28 protein-coding genes are annotated in these 22,864 nt (G+C 34.2%); 14 read left to right on the top strand and 14 right to left on the bottom strand.

The window, feature by feature from the left end:
- Positions 1-229: 229 nt before the first annotated feature.
- Positions 230-1,114 (top strand): carbohydrate kinase family protein, encoded by an 885-nt coding sequence (locus H611_RS0111720; protein ID WP_027138559.1) that lies wholly within the window; start codon positions 230-232, stop codon positions 1,112-1,114.
- 78 nt (positions 1,115-1,192) lie between these two features.
- Here H611_RS0111720 and H611_RS0111715 read toward each other — a convergent pair whose 3' ends face one another.
- From H611_RS0111715 to H611_RS0111690, 5 genes are all read right to left on the bottom strand, one after another.
- Positions 1,193-1,462, bottom strand: coding sequence for a hypothetical protein (locus H611_RS0111715; RefSeq protein ID WP_027138558.1), 270 nt, complete (start codon positions 1,460-1,462; stop codon positions 1,193-1,195).
- 180 nt (positions 1,463-1,642) lie between these two features.
- Positions 1,643-2,041 carry a rhodanese-like domain-containing protein gene (locus H611_RS0111705; protein WP_027138557.1) on the bottom strand — a complete coding sequence of 133 codons (399 nt, stop codon included), beginning with the start codon at positions 2,039-2,041 and terminating at the stop codon, positions 1,643-1,645.
- 14 nt (positions 2,042-2,055) lie between these two features.
- On the bottom strand, positions 2,056-2,370 hold the full coding sequence (locus tag H611_RS0111700; protein WP_027138556.1) for a rhodanese-like domain-containing protein: 315 nt from the start codon (positions 2,368-2,370) through the stop codon (positions 2,056-2,058).
- 107 nt (positions 2,371-2,477) lie between these two features.
- Complete coding sequence (locus H611_RS0111695; RefSeq protein ID WP_027138555.1) at positions 2,478-3,098, bottom strand: thioredoxin family protein; 621 nt, start codon at positions 3,096-3,098, stop codon at positions 2,478-2,480.
- A gap of 5 nt (positions 3,099-3,103) precedes the next feature.
- Positions 3,104-3,643: a TlpA family protein disulfide reductase gene (locus tag H611_RS0111690; RefSeq protein WP_027138554.1), complete on the bottom strand. Its 540-nt coding sequence runs from the start codon at positions 3,641-3,643 to the stop codon at positions 3,104-3,106.
- A 324-nt stretch (positions 3,644-3,967) separates the two neighbouring features.
- On the opposite strand from H611_RS0111690, the gene H611_RS0111685 reads away from it, so the two are divergent.
- The 9 genes from H611_RS0111685 (at position 3,968) to H611_RS0111645 (ending at position 12,734) form a co-directional block, all read left to right on the top strand.
- Positions 3,968-5,374, top strand: a complete 1,407-nt coding sequence (locus tag H611_RS0111685) for an anthranilate synthase component I family protein (protein WP_027138553.1) — start codon at positions 3,968-3,970, stop codon at positions 5,372-5,374.
- Positions 5,375-5,376: 2 nt separating this feature from the next.
- Complete coding sequence (locus H611_RS0111680; protein WP_027138552.1) at positions 5,377-5,943, top strand: anthranilate synthase component II; 567 nt, start codon at positions 5,377-5,379, stop codon at positions 5,941-5,943.
- Positions 5,944-5,946: 3 nt separating this feature from the next.
- A complete protein-coding gene (trpD, locus tag H611_RS0111675; RefSeq protein ID WP_027138551.1) occupies positions 5,947-6,939 on the top strand; it encodes an anthranilate phosphoribosyltransferase in 993 nt (330 codons plus the stop codon).
- A gap of 7 nt (positions 6,940-6,946) precedes the next feature.
- Positions 6,947-7,732 carry an indole-3-glycerol phosphate synthase TrpC gene (trpC, locus tag H611_RS0111670; protein WP_027138550.1) on the top strand — a complete coding sequence of 262 codons (786 nt, stop codon included), beginning with the start codon at positions 6,947-6,949 and terminating at the stop codon, positions 7,730-7,732.
- A complete protein-coding gene (locus H611_RS0111665; protein ID WP_027138549.1) occupies positions 7,729-8,376 on the top strand; it encodes a phosphoribosylanthranilate isomerase in 648 nt (215 codons plus the stop codon). Before trpC ends, H611_RS0111665 begins: the two co-directional genes overlap by 4 nt.
- A complete protein-coding gene (gene trpB / locus H611_RS0111660) occupies positions 8,373-9,554 on the top strand; it encodes a tryptophan synthase subunit beta (RefSeq protein WP_027138548.1) in 1,182 nt (393 codons plus the stop codon). The genes H611_RS0111665 and trpB overlap by 4 nt, the downstream gene beginning before the upstream one ends.
- Before the next feature lie 58 nt (positions 9,555-9,612).
- Positions 9,613-10,374, top strand: a complete 762-nt coding sequence (trpA, locus tag H611_RS0111655) for a tryptophan synthase subunit alpha (protein WP_027138547.1) — start codon at positions 9,613-9,615, stop codon at positions 10,372-10,374.
- Positions 10,375-10,400: 26 nt separating this feature from the next.
- Complete coding sequence (locus tag H611_RS0111650) at positions 10,401-11,132, top strand: SIMPL domain-containing protein (RefSeq protein WP_027138546.1); 732 nt, start codon at positions 10,401-10,403, stop codon at positions 11,130-11,132.
- A gap of 81 nt (positions 11,133-11,213) precedes the next feature.
- Positions 11,214-12,734, top strand: coding sequence for a carbon-nitrogen hydrolase family protein (locus H611_RS0111645; RefSeq protein ID WP_027138545.1), 1,521 nt, complete (start codon positions 11,214-11,216; stop codon positions 12,732-12,734).
- Positions 12,735-12,769: 35 nt separating this feature from the next.
- Here the strand turns inward: H611_RS0111645 and H611_RS0111640 are convergent, their stop codons facing one another.
- Positions 12,770-13,423 (bottom strand): uracil-DNA glycosylase family protein, encoded by a 654-nt coding sequence (locus tag H611_RS0111640; protein WP_027138544.1) that lies wholly within the window; start codon positions 13,421-13,423, stop codon positions 12,770-12,772.
- A 60-nt stretch (positions 13,424-13,483) separates the two neighbouring features.
- On the opposite strand from H611_RS0111640, the gene H611_RS14685 reads away from it, so the two are divergent.
- Complete coding sequence (locus tag H611_RS14685) at positions 13,484-13,618, top strand: 30S ribosomal protein THX (RefSeq protein WP_084158180.1); 135 nt, start codon at positions 13,484-13,486, stop codon at positions 13,616-13,618.
- A gap of 4 nt (positions 13,619-13,622) precedes the next feature.
- On the opposite strand, the gene H611_RS0111630 is transcribed toward H611_RS14685, so the two are convergent.
- The 5 genes from H611_RS0111630 to H611_RS0111610 form a co-directional block, all read right to left on the bottom strand.
- Positions 13,623-14,351, bottom strand: a complete 729-nt coding sequence (locus H611_RS0111630; RefSeq protein ID WP_027138543.1) for a hypothetical protein — start codon at positions 14,349-14,351, stop codon at positions 13,623-13,625.
- A gap of 3 nt (positions 14,352-14,354) precedes the next feature.
- Positions 14,355-15,113 carry a peroxide stress protein YaaA gene (gene yaaA / locus H611_RS0111625; RefSeq protein WP_027138542.1) on the bottom strand — a complete coding sequence of 253 codons (759 nt, stop codon included), beginning with the start codon at positions 15,111-15,113 and terminating at the stop codon, positions 14,355-14,357.
- A 99-nt stretch (positions 15,114-15,212) separates the two neighbouring features.
- Positions 15,213-15,866 (bottom strand): VOC family protein, encoded by a 654-nt coding sequence (locus tag H611_RS0111620; protein WP_027138541.1) that lies wholly within the window; start codon positions 15,864-15,866, stop codon positions 15,213-15,215.
- A 97-nt stretch (positions 15,867-15,963) separates the two neighbouring features.
- The gene (locus H611_RS0111615; RefSeq protein WP_027138540.1) at positions 15,964-17,004 is read right to left on the bottom strand and encodes an RluA family pseudouridine synthase; all 1,041 of its coding nucleotides are present in this window, start codon (positions 17,002-17,004) and stop codon (positions 15,964-15,966) included.
- A gap of 50 nt (positions 17,005-17,054) precedes the next feature.
- Complete coding sequence (locus H611_RS0111610; protein ID WP_027138539.1) at positions 17,055-17,609, bottom strand: PASTA domain-containing protein; 555 nt, start codon at positions 17,607-17,609, stop codon at positions 17,055-17,057.
- A 138-nt stretch (positions 17,610-17,747) separates the two neighbouring features.
- Between H611_RS0111610 and H611_RS0111605 the strand changes: the two genes are divergently transcribed.
- Both H611_RS0111605 and coaD read left to right on the top strand, forming a co-directional pair.
- The gene (locus H611_RS0111605) at positions 17,748-18,722 is read left to right on the top strand and encodes a D-alanine--D-alanine ligase (protein ID WP_027138538.1); all 975 of its coding nucleotides are present in this window, start codon (positions 17,748-17,750) and stop codon (positions 18,720-18,722) included.
- A gap of 53 nt (positions 18,723-18,775) precedes the next feature.
- Complete coding sequence (gene coaD / locus H611_RS0111600; protein ID WP_027138537.1) at positions 18,776-19,231, top strand: pantetheine-phosphate adenylyltransferase; 456 nt, start codon at positions 18,776-18,778, stop codon at positions 19,229-19,231.
- A gap of 10 nt (positions 19,232-19,241) precedes the next feature.
- On the opposite strand, the gene H611_RS0111595 is transcribed toward coaD, so the two are convergent.
- The 3 genes from H611_RS0111595 to H611_RS0111580 form a co-directional block, all read right to left on the bottom strand.
- Complete coding sequence (locus H611_RS0111595) at positions 19,242-20,855, bottom strand: SulP family inorganic anion transporter (RefSeq protein WP_027138536.1); 1,614 nt, start codon at positions 20,853-20,855, stop codon at positions 19,242-19,244.
- Positions 20,856-20,936: 81 nt separating this feature from the next.
- Positions 20,937-21,338, bottom strand: coding sequence for a hypothetical protein (locus tag H611_RS0111590; RefSeq protein ID WP_027138535.1), 402 nt, complete (start codon positions 21,336-21,338; stop codon positions 20,937-20,939).
- A gap of 155 nt (positions 21,339-21,493) precedes the next feature.
- Positions 21,494-22,075, bottom strand: a complete 582-nt coding sequence (locus tag H611_RS0111580) for an NUDIX hydrolase (protein ID WP_027138534.1) — start codon at positions 22,073-22,075, stop codon at positions 21,494-21,496.
- Between the two features lie 128 nt (positions 22,076-22,203).
- Between H611_RS0111580 and pyrE the strand changes: the two genes are divergently transcribed.
- Complete coding sequence (pyrE, locus tag H611_RS0111575) at positions 22,204-22,848, top strand: orotate phosphoribosyltransferase (protein WP_027138533.1); 645 nt, start codon at positions 22,204-22,206, stop codon at positions 22,846-22,848.
- Positions 22,849-22,864 lie beyond the last annotated feature (16 nt).

The raw sequence follows: 22,864 nt of genomic DNA, 5'->3' as shown, positions 1-22,864 counted from the left end.
CTTAAATTTAAATAAAAAAGCACTACCATATGGTGATCTCCCCTTTTTATTAATAACATCTCTATTTATATAATGTAGACGACCTTTATTAATGGATGAAATCTTACAGAGGCTCACTTTTACTTTTCACTCTAATTTTGAATACTCTCCAAATTGTTTGCTTTTTTAAGTTAATTTATTTTTCTTCAAGGAAACTATAGAAATAAAGCTTTTAAAATTTAAAAATAGTATGGCGAAAATTACATGTTACGGAGAAGTTTTATGGGATGTATTTCCCACGCATAGAAAAATAGGTGGAGCTCCTTTAAATGTGGCTAGTCGATTGCGGTCTTTTAATCATGAGGTTTCTATGATTAGTGCTATAGGTAATGATGAAGCGGGTGAAAAGATTTTAAAATATTTAAAAGAACGACAAGTTGATACGCAATGTATTCAAACATTAAATGACTGTCAAACCAGTGAGGTTAAGGTTATGCTTAATGAAAAAGGTTCTGCTTCTTACGATATTATATATCCGAGAGCCTGGGACAAAATACAACTCACTGAGCAAGCCAAAGAAACGGTTACTAAGGCTGATGCTTTTGTTTTTGGAAGCCTTATTGCAAGGGATGGCACCTCTAAAAACACGTTGTTTAATCTGCTTGAAATCGCAACCTATAAAATTTTCGACCTCAATTTACGACCGCCATTTTATACCGAGAACTTATTAATTCACCTGATGAACAAAGCCGACTTTATTAAGTTTAACGATGACGAATTATATGAGGTAAGTGCTTTTATGGGATCTAAATACCACTCTTTAGAACAAAACATCATGTTTATTGCAAAAGAAACTAACACGAAGCATATTTGTGTCACAAAAGGTCCGCACGGTGCCGTACTATTGTATAACGACCAATTGTATTATAACAGTGGCTATTTTATAAAAGTGATCGACACAGTTGGTGCCGGCGATTCCTTTTTAGGCTCTTTAATAAGTCAGCTACTAAATAAAAACGACCCGCAAACGGCAATTGATTTTGCCTGTGCGGTTGGTGCCTTGGTAGCTCAAAGTGAGGGTGCTAATCCAAGCTTACCAATAGAACAAATAAATGAATTTATAAACCCATATTAAATTTCACGTTTATATATAAAGACAAAAAGTCCTCACGAAGAATTTCATGAAGACTTTTTATTTATAATATAATGCATTTTAGCCTGCCTTTTGTTTCGCTTTCATTTTTTCAAGAAGTATCTTTTCACGTTGAATTTCTTCCTTACGCTTATTGAACTTCTCAACACGCTCATCAATCTCACGTTGTCTTTCGGCTCGCAACCTAAGTCTTTCGGCTTCTTTTTCTAGTTCAAGCTGCTTTTCTTTTCTGGCTTGCAATTTTTCCTTTAAAACCGAAAAATAGGCATAGCCATACATACTTAAAAACAACAAGGCTATTATGCCTAAAATAAGGTATCCGTTTTCCATAACTTTAAATAAATTATAAGTTGTAACTAAATTATAGTCAAATCTTTATGATTTATTTAAAGATACAAAAAAACTAATGATGTTAAAAAATAAAAAAGTTGAAGTACCTAAAAAAAAGATTAAACCATTATCAAAAACCAATCATCCTATTTTTTTGATTTTCAAAGACCTTTAAGTTTTTTAGTCCGAAATCTTATGTCCTTGTTCTATCCAACCTAAATAACCACCTTCAAGGTTATATATTTTATCAAAACCAGCGGCTTTAAATTGCTCTGTACTACTACGACTTCTTCTACCCGATTTACAATAGATAAAAACTGGTTTTTCAACATCTAATTTCTTAATATCTTCTGAAAATGACTTCGAGTAAAAATCAATATTAATAGCATGCATTAAATGCCCAGCCTGATATTCTTCAGGTGTCCTAACATCTATAATTTGCGCCTTATCGGTTTTTAAAAGTAACTTCTGCATTTTTTCAGGAGATACATTCACATAGTTTTCCTGCGCCTTACCCTGCCTGCATCCTAAAATCGTTAAACTGATAAAAAAACTAATAAGTATAAGGACGCGTTTCATGATAATTGTTATTACTATTTCTGTACTATTTCACCTTCCCATTCGAGAATTCCACCTTCTAAATTATAAGCGTTTTCAAAACCTAATTGTTCCATAATAGCACAAGCCTTAGCACTTCTATTACCTGAACGACAATACACATAATAATTTTTAGACTTATCAAGTTCTTCTAATTCGTAAATAAAACCTTGACCTTTAAAAATATCTATTTGAATAGCATTAGGAATAATCCCTTCGGCAACTTCACCATCGGTTCTTACATCTAATACTACAGCATTATCATCATTTGCTAATTGCGATGCCCATTCTTCTTGTGTTAATTCTTCCATTCTAATATAATTTGATGCACAAAATTAGCACATATTAAATTTATAGACGAAAAAAAAATAAAGTATTGCTCTTTAGATTTTTATTTCAATCAAGTAGCTCCAAAGACCTACACCTTTATAGAACAGCCAATAGCTTTGGTCTCCTTTTCCTTTATATCCTTTCCTTTTAATAAGGCATCAACAGCTTCTTCTACATATTTGGTCTTAACAGCTGCCGCATCTTTATAATTATCATCAATAGTACCAATATATTTCACTACATTTCCTTTTTCCGTTTTCTGAAGCACAAATATATGTGGTGTTCTAGTGGCTCCATATTTGGGAAAAACGGTTTGCTCTGCGTCTATCAAATAGGGGAAAGTAAACCCTTTTGTATTTGCACGCTCTTTCATAGCTTCCATTCTATCACCAGGTTGCACCTCAACATTATTTGGCATAATGGCAATTACGGGATATCCATTAGGGGCATATTTTTTATCTAAAGCAATAATTCGGTCTTCATACATTACGGCATACGGACAAGTATTACAGGTAAATGTGACAATAAATCCTTTGGCCTCCTTATAATCTGATAAAGACACCATATTTCCATCAATATTCTCCAGTTTAAAATCATCGGCAATATCACCAATCTTGTAACCATCTCCTAGCGTAGATTTAGTTATCGTAAATGCACTTACAAATAATATAAAACAAAATGCAGCTATTATTTTAATAGTTGTTTTCATAGTTATTAATTTAAAAATTGCTCAACTTCTCCTTTTAATGTATCAAAATCAAAAGATTGTTCATAAAACTTACGGTTCCCTTTTTTATAAATAATGGTGGCGGGAATAGATCCTGACCAGGTGGTATCCACTTTTGGAATCCAAGTATTCATATCGACATCATCTAATGCTACTACTTTCGATTTTAATTGATGTTCCCTTATAAAGGGCTTTAATTTGGTATCGTATAAATGTGGAAAATCCAGACTTACCAACAGTACCTCCAATTCATCTTTAGAATATTCTTCTCTTAACTTTTCAAAATAAGGTAATTCTTTAACACAAGGCGCACACCAAGTAGCCCAAAAATTTACTACATATACTTTGTTATCTGTATTATTTAAAAATTTTTCTAGTCCATTAAAATCGTAAATTTCCAAATCAGGCATTTTTTCATCAACATGTTTAACCAACCTATTTTCAGAAACATTTTCTAACTTAACTTCAGTTTTATTCTTACAACTTACTATTAGACTAAGTAGCAGCAACATTAGTTTAATTCTCATAAATGATTTTTTTTTTAAAAATCCATTATCAATTATGCAATAGACATTTAAATTTAATTAATAGTTTACATAATTAATACGGTTTAACATTCTTTTATGCAAAAATAATTTAGTTGTATTGTATAATATTATTATCATTTCTATATTTGAATCAAATAAACAAACAAATGAAACATTTTTTAAATAATACTTGGTGGTGGTGCTTTACAAACTTTCGTTCGTGAAGTAGACCCTAGTATATTTAAAAATTAAAATATCGAAAAGGCTTGTCATTCACGACAGGCCTTTTTTATAACCAAAAATCACTGAACAAACTCAGCTTAAATGACTAAATTTAATTTATACACGCATTACAAAAGAATTCTGGCAGACATCATTACTCCAGTTGGGGTTTACTATAAAATTCGAGACAAATACCCGAATAGCATCTTGTTAGAAAGTGGTGATTATCATAAAAATCATAAAAACTATTCTTATATATGTTTCAATCCCATCGCTTCAATAAAAATTGAAAACGACATTATTACCGAAACTTTTCCCGATGGCAGTTCAACCAGTTTGACTATTACTGACGACATTAACGTGGCCGAAGAAATTCACAATTTCACCAAGCGCTTTAACACCAATTCAGATCAGGATTTTAAATTCATAAATAATGGTATTTTTGGTTACACAGCCTACGATGCTGTAAAATATTTTGAAGATATCGATATCAGTAAAAAAGCAAATTCACTTGAGATTCCTGAAGTGTATTATGCCGTTTATCAAAATATCATTGCCATTAATCACTTTAAAAACGAGGCTTATATTTTTGCACATTGTTATGAAGGGGCAGAAAACAATATTCATGAAGTAGACAGCCTTATTAATGTTAAACAGTATGCTACCTACAACTTTAAAACCAACGGTGAAATTACTTCTAATTTAACCGATGATGAGTTTAAAGAACATGTGGAATTAGCAAAAAAACATTGTGCACGTGGCGATGTATTTCAATTAGTGCTATCAAAACGTTTTTCTCAGGAATTTAAAGGAGATGATTTTAACGTATACCGTGCCTTACGAAGCATTAATCCATCTCCTTATTTATTCTATTTCGATTACGGAAGTTTTAAAATCTTCGGAAGCTCGCCGGAAGCACAACTTATTGTATCTGATGGCACGGCAGAAATTCATCCAATAGCTGGAACCTTCAGACGAACTGGTGACGACGCCCAGGATGACGCTTTAGCCGAAAAACTTAAAAACGACGATAAAGAAAATGCTGAACATGTCATGTTAGTAGACTTAGCTCGTAACGATTTAAGTAGACATGGTAATATGGTTCACGTAGAAACATATCGTGAGGTTCAGTTCTTTTCACACGTTATTCACTTAGTAAGCAAAGTTACAGGACGTAAACATGAAAAAACCTCAACCATGCAAGTGGTAGCAGACACTTTTCCCGCAGGAACTTTAAGTGGCGCACCTAAACATCGTGCCATGCAACTTATAGAACAATACGAAAAAACCAGTCGCGCCTATTATGGTGGTGCCATTGGTTTTATGGATTTTGATGGTAATTTTAATCACGCCATAATGATTCGTACTTTTTTAAGCAAAGATTACAAATTAAACTGGCAAGCAGGTGCCGGTATGGTTTCTAAATCTAACGCCGAAAGTGAATTACAGGAAGTTTACAATAAATTAGGGGCTTTAACAAAAGCCATAACTCTAGCTGAAGACATTTAACGATGACAAAAATATTAGTAATAGATAACTACGATAGTTTTACCTATAATCTGGTACACTACTTAGAAGATTTAAATTGTGAGGTTACCGTTTACAGAAACGATAAACTTACCTTAGATGATGTAAAACCTTTTGATAAAATTGTGTTATCGCCAGGACCAGGAATCCCAGATGAAGCAGGTTTATTAAAAGCCATTATAAAAGAATATGCGCCTACTAAAAGTATTTTAGGGGTATGCTTAGGCCAACAAGCTATTGGCGAAGTTTTTGGAGGCACCTTAATTAATCTGGATGAAGTTTACCACGGCGTTGCGACCAATGTGACCATTTCTGTAGATGACGAACCTATTTTTAAAGGGTTGGACAAGAATATTGAAGTTGGGCGATATCACTCCTGGGTAGTCCATGCTAACTTACCTGAAAGTTTGGAAGCCACCTCTTTTGATTCTAACGGTCAAGTCATGTCGTTACGCCATAAAATTTACGATGTAAAAGGCGTACAATACCACCCGGAATCTGTACTAACACCACAAGGAAAGAAAATACTAGAAAACTGGATAAACTCTTAAGCCATGAAAGATGTTTTAAACCGACTTATAAATCATGAAACTTTAAGCTCCGAAGAAGCCAAAACGATATTAAAAAACATATCGAATGGCAAGTATATTCCGAGCCAGATTACTTGTTTCCTCTCCATATTTATGATGCGGAACATTACTATTGAAGAGTTAAGAGGATTTAGAGATGCCCTTTTAGATTTATGCATAGCCGTAGATATTAAAGAGTATAACCCTATTGACTTATGCGGAACCGGAGGCGATGGAAAAGATACTTTTAATATTTCTACTTTAGCATCATTTATTACAGCTGGTGCTGGCGTTCATGTTGCTAAACATGGGAATTACGGTGTATCATCTTCTTGTGGTTCTTCAAATGTTATGGAGTATTTAGGAATTAAGTTTTCTAACGACATCGATTTCCTAAAACAGAGTTTAGAGAATGCTGGGATATGTGTGTTACACGCGCCTTTATTTCATCCGGCAATGAAGAATGTCGGACCTATTCGTCGTGAATTAGGTGTAAAAACATTTTTTAATATGCTTGGGCCAATGGTAAATCCTGCTTTCCCTCAAAATCAAATGGTGGGTGTTTTTAATTTGGAATTACAACGCATGTACGGTTATTTATACCAAGATACCGATAAAAACTACAGTATTGTGCATTCTTTAGATGGTTATGATGAAATTTCACTAACTGGAAAAACAAAAATTGTAGCTAACAATGCAGAAACCTTATTCTCGCCCGAACAACTAGATATCCCTCAAATTACGCAAGAAGCAATCTTTGGAGGTAGTAGCGTTGAGGAATCGGCCAATATATTCTTGAAAGTTATTAACGGCCATGGAACCGAAGCCCAAACTAATGTTGTTTGTGCCAATGCAGGTCTAGCCATTGCAACCACAAAGCAAATAGATCACAAAACAGGATTTGAATTAGCCAAAGAATCTCTTTTCTCTGGTAAAGCAAAAGCAAGTTTACAATCTTTAATTAAATTAAGTAGCTAACTTCAACATGAATATATTAGACAAAATAACTTTAGATAAAAGAAATGAAGTAGCACTTCGTAAAAGCCTGATTCCTATTCATCAATTAGAAGAATCTGTATTGTTTGAACGTGAAACTATTTCATTAGCATCAAAACTAAGAAACAGTAATACAGGAATTATAGCAGAACATAAACGACGTTCGCCCTCAAAATCCATTATTAATAACTCCCTGAATGTTCAGGATGTTGCAAGAGGCTATGAAAATGCTGGGGTTTGTGGTATGTCTGTTCTAACCGATGGTAAATATTTTGGAGGTTCCTTAGACGATTTATTAACGGCACGTGCCAGTTGCAACTTACCATTATTACGTAAAGAATTTATCATAGATGAATACCAACTGTTAGAAGCCCGTGCATACGGTGCCGATGTTATTCTTTTAATTGCTGCTATTTTAACAAAAGAGGAAATCAAACATTTTTCCGAATTTGCAAAAGGTCTGGATTTAAATGTTTTACTTGAAGTACATAACGAAGAAGAACTTCATAAATCGATTATGCCTAGTATTGATATGCTAGGCGTAAATAATAGAAACTTAAAAACCTTCGAAGTAAGCTTGGAAACAAGTAAATCATTAAGCAGCTTAATCCCCGATGATTTTGTAAAAGTTTCTGAAAGCGGTATTAGTAATGTAGAAGCCATTAAAGAACTTCAACCTTACGGATATCAAGGATTTCTTATTGGGGAAAACTTTATGAAAACAGAAGATGCCGGTGCCAGTGCTGCTAAATTTATAAAAGATTTAGAAGGATGAAACTAAAAATTTGCGGGATGAAATATCCAGACAATATAAAGGAGATGGCCACATTGCAACCCGATTACATTGGCTTTATATTTTATGAACAATCTGCCAGACTTTTTAACAATACGATGCCTCCTATTAATGAGCATATAAAAAAAGTGGGCGTTTTTGTTGATGCCGATTTAAATCAAGTAATAGAAAAAGTAATTACCTATAATTTGAAAGCCCTGCAATTGCATGGAAATGAATCACCTGAATTTTGTACAAATCTCAAAAAACACTTGATAAATAATAACAAACCGGATGTTGAAATCATAAAAGTATTCAGCCTAAAAGATGAATTTAATTTCGAAGTTTTAAAACCTTATGAAAATGTCTGTGATTATTACTTGTTCGATACCAAAGGCAAACTCCCTGGGGGTAACGGTTACACATTCGATTGGAATATTCTAAATGAATACCCATCTTCCAAGCTATTTTTTTTAAGTGGAGGCATCGGTCTCGACGAAGTTGAAGCCATTAAACAATTCAAAAAAAGTGAAGCTTCAAAATACTGTTTTGCTTTAGATGTGAACAGTAAATTTGAAATAAAACCCGGATTAAAAAACATACAAAAACTAACTACGTTTAAAAATAAACTCAGTCATATATTATGAATTACAATGTAAATGAAAAAGGATATTATGGAGAATTTGGAGGCGCTTTCATCCCTGAAATGCTCTATCCAAATGTAGAGGAGTTACGACAAAAGTATCTAAAGGTTATGGCCGAACCTGACTTTAAAAAAGAATTCGACCAGCTATTAAAAGATTATGTAGGACGCCCGTCCCCGCTTTATTTTGCCAAACGTCTTTCAGAAAAATACAACACTAAAATTTACCTAAAGCGTGAAGATCTAAACCATACTGGTGCCCATAAAATAAATAATACTATTGGGCAGATTTTAATGGCTAAGCGACTTGGCAAAACCAGGATTATTGCCGAAACTGGAGCTGGTCAACACGGTGTTGCGACAGCCACGGTTTGTGCTCTTATGGGATTAGAATGTATTGTGTATATGGGCGAAATAGATATTGCCCGACAAGCACCAAATGTTGCCCGTATGAAAATGCTAGGAGCTACGGTTATGCCAGCAAAATCAGGAAGTCGCACCTTGAAAGATGCTACAAACGAGGCCATCCGTGACTGGATTAACAACCCTGTAGACACCCATTACATTATTGGTTCTGCTATTGGCCCGCATCCTTACCCAGATATGGTAACGCGTTTTCAATCGGTCATTTCAGAAGAAATTAAATGGCAACTAAAGGAACAAGAAGGACGTGAAAATCCAGATTATGTAGTGGCATGTATTGGTGGCGGAAGTAATGCAGCAGGCACCTATTATCATTTCCTTCATGAAGAAAACGTAAACATTATTGCTGTGGAAGCTGCTGGATTAGGTGTTGATACCGGTGAGAGTGCCGCAACATCTGTATTAGGAAAAGAAGGCATTATTCACGGCTGTAAAACCTTGCTTATGCAGACCAATGATGGGCAAATTACCGAGCCTTATTCTATTTCGGCCGGATTAGATTATCCTGGCGTAGGTCCTATGCATGCCCATTTATGTAAAACAGGACGTGCCGAATTTATGGCTATGACCGATGATGAGGCCATGAAAGCGGGATTAGAATTATGTAAATTAGAAGGTATTATTCCAGCTATAGAAAGTTCGCATGCCTTAGCTATTTTCGAACAAAAAAAATTCAATCCTGATGATGTAGTCGTGGTAAGTTTATCTGGACGTGGCGATAAAGATTTACAAAACTATATCGATTATTTTAAACTGTAAATCATCATTAAATTAACTCAAAATTGGTACTTAAAAGCACAGGAAATATTTTCATCTAATGAATAGAATAAATCAAAAATTACAAGAAAATAAAAAGTTATTATCTATATACTTTACAGCTGGTTATCCCAGTCTGAATGACACTGTAAGCATTATTCAAAATCTAGAAGCTAGCGGTGTAGATATGATTGAAATTGGATTACCTTTTAGCGATCCATTAGCCGATGGCCCTACTATTCAGGCTAGTTCCACGCAGGCATTAAAAAATGGCATGACCACCGAAATCTTATTCAATCAATTAAGCGATATAAGAAAATCGGTTAGCATCCCTCTAATTATCATGGGATATTTCAACCCTGTGTTACAATATGGCGTAGAAGCCTTCTGTAAAAAATGTGAGGAAATTGGCATCGATGGGCTTATCATCCCAGATTTACCAGTAGATGTTTACCACGAAAAATATCAAGGTATTTTTGAAAAACACGGTCTCATAAATGTTTTCCTTATTACACCTCAAACCAGTATTGAGCGTATCAATTTTATAGATTCTGTCTCTAAAGGCTTCATCTATATGGTTAGCAGCGCGAGTGTTACAGGCAGCCAGTCCGGATTTGGAGACGACCAAAAACATTATTTCAAACGTATATTTGATATGGGCTTAAAAAATCCTCAAATTGTAGGATTCGGAATTAACAACAGCACCACATTTAATCAGGCAACAGAATTTTCAAAAGGAGCCATTATAGGTAGTGCGTTTATTAAATTTTTAAATGATAACCCAGTAGATAACATCCAGCAATTTGTAAAATCTATAAGATAATATCCGGTAAACTAATCCTATTTACTATGAAAAAAAACATAAATGCCGTAGTATTCGCCATTGCTATAGTTATAGCATCTATTATTCTAGGAAATGCCGTTGTTAATAGAAATAAAAAAGCTGGGAATATTTCGGTTACAGGATTAGGACAAACCAATTTTACTTCAGATTTAATTGTTTGGGAAGCCAGGTTTTCTCAGATTAACAAAGATTTAAAGCAAGCTTATACCGATTTAAAAAAGGATAAAGAAACCATTTCGGAATATTTCAGATCTAAAGGATTACATGATAGTGTTATTGTCTTTAACGCAGTTTCAACCAATAAAACCACAAAACCAAATTACTCGGATGACGGGAAATATATAGGTGAAGAGTTTACAGGTTATACGCTTAATCAAACCCTACAGATAAACTCTAAAGAGGTTGAAAAAGTTGAAAAAATTTCACGGGAAGTTACCGAGCTTCTGAATAAAGGAATTCAACTATACTCAATGACTCCCCGTTATTATTACACTAAACTTGAAGATTTAAAAATTGAAATGATTTCACGCGCTACAGAAAACGCACGTGTTCGAGCTGTAAGTATAGCCAAAAATTCTGGTGCACAATTAGGTGAACTCTCAACAGCCAATATGGGAATATTTCAAATTACGGGTCAAAATTCTAACGAAGACTATTCATGGGGAGGCGTTTATAATACCTCATCGAAGGAAAAAACGGCTTCTATTACTATGAAACTCATTTACGCCCTTGATTAAAAATTCAACAAAAAATTATATCATTTAATTATATTCCTTACTTTCATATCATAGCAATTAACCCATAATTCTATATTATTTATGAAAGACATTGAAAATGTAGAGCTTACTTTTTTAAGCTTAGATGACTATGACGAATTAAAAGAAGCTATGATTGCTTCTTACGCTTCAATGCCTGATGCCTACTGGCGGGAACACCATATAAAAAAACTCATAGAAGAGTTCCCTGAGGGACAAGTTGTTATTAAAGTGAATAATCAAATTGCTGGTTGTGCCCTTTCTATTATAGTAGATTATGATAAATACGATGATTTCCATACCTACAAAGAAATAACTGGCAATTACACATTTAGTACACATACAAATGAAGGCGATGTTATTTATGGCATCGAAGTATTTATAAAACCTGAGTTTCGTGGTTTACGGTTAGGGCGTCGCTTATACGATTATCGAAAAGAACTTTGTGAACGCCTTAATTTAAAAGGACTAGCCTTTGGGGGACGTATTCCCAATTATAAAAAATATGCCGACACGCTTTCTCCAAAAGCCTATATTGAGAAAGTTAAAAGCAAAGAAATTAACGATCCGGTATTAAACTTTCAAATATCGAATGACTTTCATCCCACCAGAATTCTTAAAAACTATTTAGAGGGCGATGCCGACTCTAAAGATTATGCAGTACTATTAGAATGGGATAATATTTACTACGAAAAGAAAAATAAGAAACCTACCACCATAAAAAAAATTGTTCGACTGGGATTAATTCAGTGGCAAATGCGACTTTATAAAGACATGGATGAACTTATGCAACAAGCGGAATTTTTCGTTGATGCTGTTTCAGGATATCGCAGTGATTTTGCCCTCTTTCCAGAATTTTTCAATGCGCCACTTATGGCTGAAAACAATGACATGTCGACACCGGATGCTATCCGAGAATTGGCAAAACATACGGAGGAAATTGTGCGCCGTTTTTCAAAATTAGCCATCTCCTACAACATTAACATTATTACTGGGAGCATGCCGGAAATGGTTAATGACAAGCTCTATAACGTAGGATATTTATGCCGTCGTGATGGCACTATGGAACGCTACGAAAAATTACATGTTACGCCCGATGAAGCAAAAGTTTGGGGGATGGTTGGAGGTCATAAACTGCAGGCCTTCGATACGGATTGCGGTAAAATTGGAATTTTGATTTGTTACGATTCGGAGTTTCCCGAGTTAAGTCGTTTATTAGCCGATGAAGGTATGGACATCTTATTTATTCCGTTTTTAACCGACACACAAAACGGATTTTCACGTGTACGCCATTGCGCGCAAGCCCGTGCCATAGAAAATGAATGCTACGTCGCTATAGCAGGTAGTGTTGGCAATTTACCAAAAGTTCAGAATATGGATATTCAATTTGCACAATCGATGGTGTTTACTCCTTGTGATTTTGCTTTCCCAACCAATGGCGTAAAAGCAGAAGCCACACAAAATACCGAAATGATTTTAATAGCCGATGTTGATATCGACCTGCTACGTGAGCTTAATCAATTTGGAAGCGTAAAAAACCTAAAAGACCGACGTAAAGATATTTTTGAATTAAGAAAAAGATAAATACCGTAAGCCTACTCATAATACCTATGTCAACCCTAAAAATACTCGCGATACTGCATTACCCGAAAATCGAAGGTATTGAAATCGGGATTATTATTTTTTAATTGCTGATATAAAGGCATACTGCCTATTGCACGGTTGGCAGACCCTGAAGCAGATGTTAACGACACAGTGTTTATTTTTCTACCTTCAAGATAAAACCGATGAATTCGTGGCACTTCAGAAGAAACTACTTCCAATGACATATTATAATCTCTACAATGCTTTCTAAAAAGGTACTCAGGTCCATTTTTGCTATTCCCACCAGTAAACAATATGGTATTCACTTTTGGATACCGCTTCAAATAACCAATTAAATCTCTTAATTTGATATGCTTCATACCCAAATCGGAGGCATCAATTTTGTCGCGCTCACACGATTCAACAATATCGCATACTCCTATTTTACGATCTGTTAAAAATTGCTTCCGTTGTTGCACTGCCTCTTCCGTGTTATCATATCTCAAATTCAAATTATAAATTTCATCAATGTACAACCATAAGGAATTATAATAACTTCCATAGCAGAAATCGACATCCTTTTCAAGCAAGCTCCCTAAAGAAAACCGTGGTGGAGGCAAAGTTCCAACAATTAATTTAGTCGTGTTCTCCTGAATAAAAGGTGGATATGGATGCTTGTGTTTAAACAATTTTTACTTGGATTTTTACACTGAATTTTGTATACTATTTTAAATTAAAATACATAAAAAATGGGAAAAGGCGATAAAAAAACGAAACGAGGAAAAATTTACCGAGGAACCTTTGGAGTAAGAAGACCTCGTATTAAAAAGAAACCTTCCGTTGAAACTAAAATTAGTATTGATAAAAAGGTGGAAGTAAAATAATAGACTAGTCTTTTATTTCGGATAATATCTTTTTTGCATCCTGAACGGTCTCCCAATAGAGTCTTCTGTTGGTGTCTGTCATATTTTGAGATTCTAAAATAATCTCTTCCAATATATCTATGGCATCTTCAGTTTTGTTATGAGTTATCAAAAATTTAGCTAAAACGAGACGCTCATCATAAAAAGAATATCGAACATCTATATTTCTTAAGTTGCTTTCAGCGGCTTTAAAATCTCCTAATTTTTCTTGAGCCAGTCCCAATATAAATTGGGCTCTTGATTTTTTAAAATCATGTTCGTTTTTAATTTTATCGGTATAATCAATAACCTCTTGATACTTCTCGGTATAATAGTAAGCTTCTACTAACATCGTTATTACATAAAATCCATTCTGAGCCTTATCTTCTAGGGCCTTTAAATAATGATTAATAGCCTGATCGTATTGTTTTATATCAAGATAGGCATCGGCTAAGTCTACCCTATTTTGATAAGTATCAGAAAAATCAAGGCGTTTTTGAAGATCCTTGATTTTCTTTGCCGGGTTTACAATAGATACAATTTCTTCTTGAATTCTATTAACATTAGGTCTATTGTATATCTGAGTAATTAAATAAATTGCAGAACCAAGCACTGGTAAAAACAGAATTAATAAAATCCAATAGTAAGGTCTTCTGTATTTAAGCACATGATAAATGCAATAGGCCTGCAATGCTATAATCAAGAAATAATGCATAATTTATCTTATAAATACTAATTCTGATTCAGTTGACATAGGTTCACTATAACTGTAACCTTCATAATTAAATCCTTTTACCTCATCGATGGTTTCTGCTTTATTATCAATGATATATCGAGCCATATAACCACGAGCTAATTTAGCGTAGGTCATAATCATTTTGTATTCGCCATTTTTAAAATCTTTAAAGGTACAAGTCACTATCTTAGCTTTTAAGGCCTTCTTATCGATAGCTTTAAAGTACTCGTTACTCGCCAGATTTAAAAACACTTCTCCATCTTCTATCTCATTGTTTAGCGCCTCTGTAATGTGCTTTTTCCAAAATTCGTATAAATTTTTATTGGTTCCTACAGGCATTCTCGTTCCCATTTCTAGTCGGTATGGCTGCATCAAGTCCAATGGTTTTAAAATACCATATAATCCTGAAAGAATTCGAACTGAACTTTGAAGATAGTCTATAGCATCCTGTGGAATCGTGTAGGCATCCAACCCCCTATATACATCGCCGCTAAAAGAATAAATTGCTGGCCGTGCATTTTCCGTGGTAAAAGGTAATTCCCAATTTTGATTACGTTCGTAATTTAACTGGCCTAATGCATCAGAAATACTCATTAATTTCGACAAACTCTTCGCCGATTTCTGTTTTAATATTTTATTAAGTCGTTCTGATTGATTTAAAAATTGCGGTTCTGTATGTTGAGTTGTTGGTAATTCCGATTCAAAATCTAACGACTTTGCAGGTGATAATACTAATTTCATCTATTTTTTTCTTTTATTTTTTTTGCTTGCCGCAATTCGCGAGCTGTAATAATTTAATATCTAAAGTTACGGAATCTTAAGCTTAATGCTTATTATTTACTAAGTGAATTCCTTAATTTCTCCATTAATATAACTGAAGTTATAATCTCCCTTTATTATGAAGTCTGAAATATAAACATCTTCATATGTGGGGTGCCATTTCTTCAAATCTTTATTAATTATAATAAACAAACCTTCATCATTACCCACAGCACAAAACCGTTCCAAATTACCATCGAAAACAGGTATTACCCTAATACTATTTATAGTTTCATAAACATTTTTCACATCGGAAGTAGCTATAGCCATTTCATTTAGTGAAATGATAGATTTAGATGAAAAGGCGCCATCGCTTGTTATTCCTAAATTTTCTCTGGCTATAAATTCTAAAATATTATTATCGCTGTCATAAAAATATATAGCCTTAGCATTCCAGGATTCAAAATTCGAAATAAATTGTTCTCCATAGGGTAATATTTCAACACGCTTTTTAAGCCACTCCAATGCTTCGATAAGTTTATTAGTAGGAATATTAAATGCGATATGAGAAGGTTTCGTCTCAGATTTATACTGAAAAGATAAGATACTTTTTCCCGTATTGAATGAAATAAAGGTTTCTGAATTAAACACCAATTCAAAGTCTAAAACATCCTGATAAAACTGTTTCTGCCTTAGAATATCTGAAGTAAATAATATTATCTCCTTTATTTTCATACTTCAAAATTAAGCCTAAAATTAAAGAAATCTCAATACAATTTACAGATAATACTTATGTAATTATAAATGGATTTTATAATTAAGTAGCCCACTCCTACTCCATTTCTTGATGCCTGGCATAGTTACGCCACTTTTCGATACACAATTGCATATCTTCAGGAATTTCAGTGTCGAATCGCATAAATTCGCCCGTAGTAGGGTGCTCAAAACCTAATGTCTTTGCATGCAATGCCTGACGTGGCAATATCTTAAAACAGTTTTCAACAAACTGTTTATATTTTGTAAACGTGGTACCTTTTAAAATCTTTTCCCCACCATAACGCTCGTCATTAAATAAGGTATGCCCGATATGCTTCATATGTACACGGATTTGATGGGTACGTCCGGTTTCTAACTTACAGGAAACTAATGTTACATAGCCTAGTCGCTCGATAACTTTATAATGAGTCACCGCCGGTTTTCCTTTATCGGACTCATCACCTAAAAAAACGGTATTCTGCAAACGGTTTTTAGGATGCCTACCTATATTCCCTTCTACGGTACCTTCCTCTTCCTCAATATTACCCCAAGCTATTGCAACATATTCACGTTCGCTTGTCTTTTGGGCGAACTGAAGCGACAAATGATTCATCGCATGTTCCGTTTTAGCTACCACTAACAAACCACTAGTATCTTTATCTATTCTATGCACTAAGCCTGGTCGATTGCTTGAATTATTGGGTAAATTTTCAAACCTATAAATCAATGCGTTTATTAAAGTCCCCGAATAATTACCATGCCCAGGGTGCACCACCATACCAGCAGGTTTATTTACTACCAAAAGTTGGTCATCCTCATAAACAACATCAATATCAATATCTTCTCCTACCAATAATTCTTCATAAGGGGGATGTTCGAAAAGAACGCGGATTTTATCGAATGGCTTTACCTTATAATTAGACTTTACAGGTTCATCATTAACATAAATACCACCATTTTTAGCAGCCGCCTGAATTTTGGTTCTGGTCGCATTTTCAACAAAATTCATTAAATACTTATCAATTCGTAACGGCTTTTGTCCCTTCTCTACGGTAAAAGAATGGTGCTCGTGTAAATCGTTATCATCATCAGGGAGTTCAGGTGTGTAATCGTCCATTATGTAGTATTTACTGTAAATTATATTACAGAAGTCAATTTTGTTTTATTTTAAGGCCTGTTTCCGTTACCAAGTACTAAATCAATAGTAGATGTTTTGGGTAGCATATCCCCGGGATTAATAGCTTTTCCTTTGTATTCCAATTTTAACACAAGGTCTTTTGCTATATTATCAACATAAGTAATTTTTCCAACTTGAAATCCAAGAGCTTCCAATGATGGCTTGGCTTGTCTAAACGTACGCTCCGTTAAATCCGGCACTAAAATCTTTCGGTAACCTGAAGGATTTAAGGTAATGTAAATTTTTCTATTTTCCTTAACCTGAGAACCTGCTGTCGGCTCCTGATCGATTACAGAAAATTTAGGGTAATCAGGATTATAATTAGCTGAATCCTGAATTTGCATAACCAATTTATTATCGTTTAATGCCATCCTTGCAACATCTATAGATTTTCCTTTTAAATCGGGAACTGTTTCAAATTTGCCATGATTTGTTGTTACATTTAACCATTTTAATATGATAAAACATAAAACCACTGCAGCCACAATAGCTAATAGGATTTGCTTAAAAAACACTTTACTTGTAAGGAATTTAAATAGGCTCATGTAAAAACTTTCAATTAGGCAAATATATAAAAACAGAACTGTTTTTTCTTTTGCAATATATATGATATTTTAGCTCTTCTTATAATACATACGATTTATTACTGTTTTTAGATGCATCGCTTAATTGTACATTTCTAAATGAAAAAAAATATAGCCATTATCATGGGAGGGTATTCTAGTGAATATCAAATCTCTTTAAAAAGTGGAAATGTTGTTTATGACACTTTAGACACTTCGAAATACGTTCCGTACCGCATTCATATTTTTAAAGAAAAATGGGTATATGTTGATGCCGAAAACCAAGAATTCCCTATCGATAAGAACGATTTCTCAGTTATCATTGATAATTCTAAAATTACCTTCGATTGTGTTTTTAATGCCATTCATGGCTCACCAGGTGAAGATGGATACATCCAAGCTTATTTAAAGCTTTTAAATATTCCGCATACCAGCTGTGATATGTATCAGGCAAGCATAACGTTTAATAAACGTGATTGTTTAAGTATCTTAAAACCTTATGGTATAAAAATGGCAGAATCCTTTTATGTTAATAAAGGTGATGCTATTGATGAAGCCGCCATAATCAACAAGGTAGGATTACCTTGTTTCGTAAAAGCCAATAAGGCCGGTAGTAGTTTTGGGGTTACCAAAGCTTATAAAAAGACTGATTTACAAACAGCAATTGACATCGCTTTTAAAGAAGACGACGAAATTATTATCGAATCATATCTCGAAGGCACCGAAGTTTCTGTTGGTGTTATAAATTTTAAAGGAGAAATAACAGTGCTTCCCATTACAGAAATTGTTAGTGAAAATGATTTTTTCGATTATGAAGCTAAGTATTTAGGAAAATCAAAAGAAATAACCCCGGCCCGTTTAACCCAGGAACAAGAAGCAAAAGTAACGACTGTTGCGAAACAATTATACAGTGCTCTTAAAATAAAGGGATTTAGTCGGAGTGAATATATTTTCAAAGATGGTGAACCTCATTTATTAGAAGTAAATACCATTCCTGGATTAACCCGAGAAAGTATTTTACCGCAACAAGCAGCGGCAGCGGGTATTGCGCTTTCCGACTTATTTGATAATGCCATTGAGCAAGCACTGAAATAATTTAGTCTTATATTTGATATAAGCTAACCAAGATTTACAAAAAAGATTATTACATGAGACGCGCACTATTTCCTGGTTCATTCGACCCAATTACGTTAGGGCATTTTGATATTATAAAACGTGGGATCACCTTATTTGATGAAGTTATTGTTGCCATCGGTATCAATGCAGACAAAAAATACATGTTTTCACTGGAAGAGCGCAAAGCCTTTATTGAAAAGGCCTTTGAGGGAGAATCAAAAGTTAAAGTCGTTACTTATGAGGGGTTAACCGTCGATTTTTGTCAAAAAATTGGTGCGAATTTTATTCTCCGAGGATTAAGAAATCCGGCCGATTTCGAATTTGAAAAAGCCATAGCACATGCCAACAGACATATGTCTACCATAGAAACGGTCTTTTTACTAACCTCTTCGAAAACATCATTTATCGCATCATCTATTGTACGAGACATTATTCGAAATAATGGTAACTATAAAAAATTTGTGCCCGATAGTGTCAGGATAAAGTAAGAATCAGTAATTAAAAGCTATACTCCGATAAAGGTTTTGGAAATTTTTCAGGATCTTCAGCTAAATGATATCTTGGATCATCAACAGCCTCAACTATAACCTCTCTAAATTTCGGATTAGCCTTATAAAGCAATACTTTGCAGTCTTCACTTAAGTGCTTTAATTTAATAGTCTTACCCGCTTCTTCATATTTATTTACAAGATTCAAGATAGCTTCTAAGGCAGAATGATCACTAACCCGTGATTCTACAAAATCGATTTCAACCTTATCTGGATCATTTTTAACATCAAACTTTTCATTAAAAGCTATAATCGAACCGAAAAACAATGGCCCCCATATTTCATACACTTTGGTTCCATCTTCCCGCATACGCTTACGTGCACGAATACGTTTCGCATTTTCCCAGGAAAACACCAAGGCACTTATTATAACGCCTGCAATTACCGCAATAGCCAAATCGAATATCACCGTTAATGTTGAAACAGCTACTAAAACAATAACATCACTAACTGGAATTTTATTTAGTATCCTGAAACTACTCCAAGCAAAAGTTCCTATTACTACCATAAACATGACCCCTACCAATGCTGCAATAGGCACCTTTTCTATGAATCCAGAAGCAAAAAGAATAAAAACAAGTAATAATACTGAAGCTACAATTCCTGATAATCGTGTTCTTCCACCAGATTTAATATTAATTAAGGATTGACCAATCATAGCACAACCACCCATTCCACCAAAAAATCCGGTGACAATATTAGCTCCTCCCTGAGCCATACATTCACGATTAGCATTACCACGAGTTTCAGTTAATTCGTCTACTAAATTTAACGTCATCAAAGACTCAATTAGACCAATAGCCGCTAGTATTAATGCATAAGGCCCAATAAATTTAAGCGTTTGTAAATTAAAAGGAACTTTTGAGAAAATGTCAAATTGAAACTGAGGCAAGCCTCCTTTTAAACCTTCTCCTCCTCCATCTCTAATAAAACTACCAACTGTTGCTACATCTAAGTCACCGAAAATTACAATAGCGGAAACTACAAGAATTCCAACTAAAGCTTCAGGTAGTTTTTTAGTTAGTTTTGGTAGAAAATACATAATAGCCATGGTTAACCCTACTAAAGCCAACATGGTATACAATTGCGTTCCGGAAAACCAGTCACCATCAGCATCTTTAAACATATTTAATTGTGAAAGGAAAATAACAATAGCCAATCCGTTTACAAATCCCATCATCACAGGATGCGGTATTAACCTAACAAATTTACCCAGCTTGAAGACACCAGCTAAAACTTGAATAATCCCCATTAAAATTACAGTTGCAAAAAGATAATACAATCCGAGATTATCCCCTAAAGCACCCATGGCGTTACCCTCCGCAACCAAACTAACCATCACAACAGCTAATGCCCCAGTCGCTCCACTTATCATTCCTGGACGACCACCAAACATCGAGGTTATAAACCCTATCATAAATGCAGCATACAGTCCAACCAGCGGATCTACGCCTGCAACAAATGCAAACGCTACTGCTTCAGGCACTAAGGCAAGTGCTACAGTTATTCCACTTAATATATCATTCTTTGCGTTCGCAGCACGCTTTCTAATGAATTCTGTCATGTTGATTAATTTAAGAGGGTAAATTTAAACTTATTATAGTAGCCCCACAAAATACACAACATAATTTACTAGGGATATTAACTATAACGATTGAAATTCTAAACTTACATGATTAGATAAAAAAAGGTCTAACCAAGTAACTGCGGCTTCACGATTATGAAACATTTTAATATTCCAAGCACTAGCTTCATTAAGTTTAATAAGTGTTTCTGTTGACATTAATCCACCCTGACTATTAATCACTATAGCCATGGCTTTAATTTCTGGAAGACTTGCAATACTGGTCTGTGCTTCGAAAGTATAACTATAGGAATATTTTTTATTGACTAACAGACAGAAAGGCGCTTCTAGATTACTTAACAGAAAGTCATGGTATTCATCAACCATTACACCATCCATAATAATACCTTCATCAACAATAACTTCGGCTAAACTATTAGAAAGAATATTAATTTCACCAAACGACAATCTATACCTATTCATTTAAATTCTTTAAAAATTGAGTTTTACTGTGAGAGAAATGAAAAATTATAGATAACCAATCGTTATCTATAGGTATAGCAAAATACATTTCGTATGTGGCAAACATAACAAATTGTTTATGTATGAAACAATAGGTTCTTAACTTTTTTCTACGCCTAAATTAAAGCTCTAATATTGGCGTACGAATTTTCAAGCGCACTTTGTATACGACCACTATCCAACCATTCCACTTTCGTTATACCTTCTTCCTCCTGTGCATAAAGATTCCCATTAAAACTTGTCTTCATTTCAAACCAATAAGTTATTTTTATTTTATAACGACCATTACGTTTAAAAATATGATAAGTAGTTTCTAAAGGTTTTACAATTTCTAATCCAGCAACTCCTGTTTCCTCAGTAACTTCTCTAATTGCTGTGGTTTCAATTGTTTCTCGCCCCTCTATTTTTCCCTTAGGCAAATCCCATTTATCATTCCTATAAATGAATAAAATTTCTTTATTTTCATTAAAAACTTTACCTCCCCCTGCAATAACATTCGGTAACTTTTTTAAGAATTTCTTTAAAAGTTTATCAGGATTTTTATGAATTAATCGTACCGATTCCAGATTAGAATTATTTAGTTCCTTTATAACCTTTCTAATATTAACAGTTTCAAGTAAATAATTCTTAAAACTAGTCTCTTGTTCAACTTTAGTGGTTAGTATTATAGGTTTATCTCCAACAAAGACTTTAAACATACTCTAGATTCGTATTAACTTTTGGTAAAAATATCATTTTTAACCACATTCTCTAAATTGTGAAAAAAAATATTTTATTCACAAGCAACTGTTACTGAAAACATAAAATTATGATTATTTTTGCCGTTATGATATTTAATAAACATACCGCCAGAAAAACGGCTGAAGTTTTATTACAAGTTAACGCTATAAAACTTAGCCCAAAAGAGCCTTTTACATGGGCATCCGGATGGAAATCGCCAATTTACTGCGATAACCGTATAATATTATCATTTCCGCCGATTCGTAACTACATTCGCGAGACGATGGCTAAACAAATTGAAAGACTTTATGGTAAACCCGATGCTATTGCTGGAGTTGCCACAGGGGCTATTGGAATCGGAATGCTTGTAGCCGAGTATCTAGGACTTCCCTTTATTTATGTGCGTCCAGATGCTAAAGGTCATGGAAGACAAAACCAAATTGAAGGCTTTATTGAAAGTGGTCAGAACGTGGTAGTTGTAGAAGACCTAATAAGTACAGGAAAAAGCAGCCTTAATGCTGTTAAAGCATTAAAAGATGCCGGTATTAAAGTAAAAGGTATGATTGCTATTTTCACTTATGGTTTTGATGTCGCTACCGAAAACTTCGAAAAAGAAGAGATCGCATTAAACACCTTAAGCAACTACGAAAGCTTACTAGAACAGGCTTTAGAAACCAATTACATTTCTGAAAAAGAATTAAAAACCTTATCGGAATGGAATGTGAATCCAAGTGGATGGCAAGCCGTTTAAATTAATGCATCTAATA

The sequence above is a fragment of the Gaetbulibacter saemankumensis DSM 17032 genome, from assembly GCF_000425645.1.
In the GTDB taxonomy this organism is placed as follows: domain Bacteria; phylum Bacteroidota; class Bacteroidia; order Flavobacteriales; family Flavobacteriaceae; genus Gaetbulibacter; species Gaetbulibacter saemankumensis.
Note: the sequence above shows the minus strand (reverse complement) of the source record. Positions and strands in the feature narration are given on the sequence as shown.

Bases quoted from the DNA above. Each gene is read 5' to 3' on its own strand.
- H611_RS0111720 (WP_027138559.1), top strand. From the start codon at position 230: ATGGCGAAAATTACATGTTACGGAGAAGTTTTATGGGATGTATTTCCC.
- H611_RS0111715 (WP_027138558.1), bottom strand. From the start codon at position 1,462: ATGGAAAACGGATACCTTATTTTAGGCATAATAGCCTTGTTGTTTTTA.
- H611_RS0111705 (WP_027138557.1), bottom strand. From the start codon at position 2,041: ATGAAACGCGTCCTTATACTTATTAGTTTTTTTATCAGTTTAACGATT.
- H611_RS0111700 (WP_027138556.1), bottom strand. From the start codon at position 2,370: ATGGAAGAATTAACACAAGAAGAATGGGCATCGCAATTAGCAAATGAT.
- H611_RS0111695 (WP_027138555.1), bottom strand. From the start codon at position 3,098: ATGAAAACAACTATTAAAATAATAGCTGCATTTTGTTTTATATTATTT.
- H611_RS0111690 (WP_027138554.1), bottom strand. From the start codon at position 3,643: ATGAGAATTAAACTAATGTTGCTGCTACTTAGTCTAATAGTAAGTTGT.
- H611_RS0111685 (WP_027138553.1), top strand. From the start codon at position 3,968: ATGACTAAATTTAATTTATACACGCATTACAAAAGAATTCTGGCAGAC.
- H611_RS0111680 (WP_027138552.1), top strand. From the start codon at position 5,377: ATGACAAAAATATTAGTAATAGATAACTACGATAGTTTTACCTATAAT.
- trpD (WP_027138551.1), top strand. From the start codon at position 5,947: ATGAAAGATGTTTTAAACCGACTTATAAATCATGAAACTTTAAGCTCC.
- trpC (WP_027138550.1), top strand. From the start codon at position 6,947: ATGAATATATTAGACAAAATAACTTTAGATAAAAGAAATGAAGTAGCA.
- H611_RS0111665 (WP_027138549.1), top strand. From the start codon at position 7,729: ATGAAACTAAAAATTTGCGGGATGAAATATCCAGACAATATAAAGGAG.
- trpB (WP_027138548.1), top strand. From the start codon at position 8,373: ATGAATTACAATGTAAATGAAAAAGGATATTATGGAGAATTTGGAGGC.
- trpA (WP_027138547.1), top strand. From the start codon at position 9,613: ATGAATAGAATAAATCAAAAATTACAAGAAAATAAAAAGTTATTATCT.
- H611_RS0111650 (WP_027138546.1), top strand. From the start codon at position 10,401: ATGAAAAAAAACATAAATGCCGTAGTATTCGCCATTGCTATAGTTATA.
- H611_RS0111645 (WP_027138545.1), top strand. From the start codon at position 11,214: ATGAAAGACATTGAAAATGTAGAGCTTACTTTTTTAAGCTTAGATGAC.
- H611_RS14685 (WP_084158180.1), top strand. From the start codon at position 13,484: ATGGGAAAAGGCGATAAAAAAACGAAACGAGGAAAAATTTACCGAGGA.
- H611_RS0111630 (WP_027138543.1), bottom strand. From the start codon at position 14,351: ATGCATTATTTCTTGATTATAGCATTGCAGGCCTATTGCATTTATCAT.
- yaaA (WP_027138542.1), bottom strand. From the start codon at position 15,113: ATGAAATTAGTATTATCACCTGCAAAGTCGTTAGATTTTGAATCGGAA.
- H611_RS0111620 (WP_027138541.1), bottom strand. From the start codon at position 15,866: ATGAAAATAAAGGAGATAATATTATTTACTTCAGATATTCTAAGGCAG.
- H611_RS0111615 (WP_027138540.1), bottom strand. From the start codon at position 17,004: ATGGACGATTACACACCTGAACTCCCTGATGATGATAACGATTTACAC.
- H611_RS0111610 (WP_027138539.1), bottom strand. From the start codon at position 17,609: ATGAGCCTATTTAAATTCCTTACAAGTAAAGTGTTTTTTAAGCAAATC.
- H611_RS0111605 (WP_027138538.1), top strand. From the start codon at position 17,748: ATGAAAAAAAATATAGCCATTATCATGGGAGGGTATTCTAGTGAATAT.
- coaD (WP_027138537.1), top strand. From the start codon at position 18,776: ATGAGACGCGCACTATTTCCTGGTTCATTCGACCCAATTACGTTAGGG.
- H611_RS0111595 (WP_027138536.1), bottom strand. From the start codon at position 20,855: ATGACAGAATTCATTAGAAAGCGTGCTGCGAACGCAAAGAATGATATA.
- H611_RS0111590 (WP_027138535.1), bottom strand. From the start codon at position 21,338: ATGAATAGGTATAGATTGTCGTTTGGTGAAATTAATATTCTTTCTAAT.
- H611_RS0111580 (WP_027138534.1), bottom strand. From the start codon at position 22,075: ATGTTTAAAGTCTTTGTTGGAGATAAACCTATAATACTAACCACTAAA.
- pyrE (WP_027138533.1), top strand. From the start codon at position 22,204: ATGATATTTAATAAACATACCGCCAGAAAAACGGCTGAAGTTTTATTA.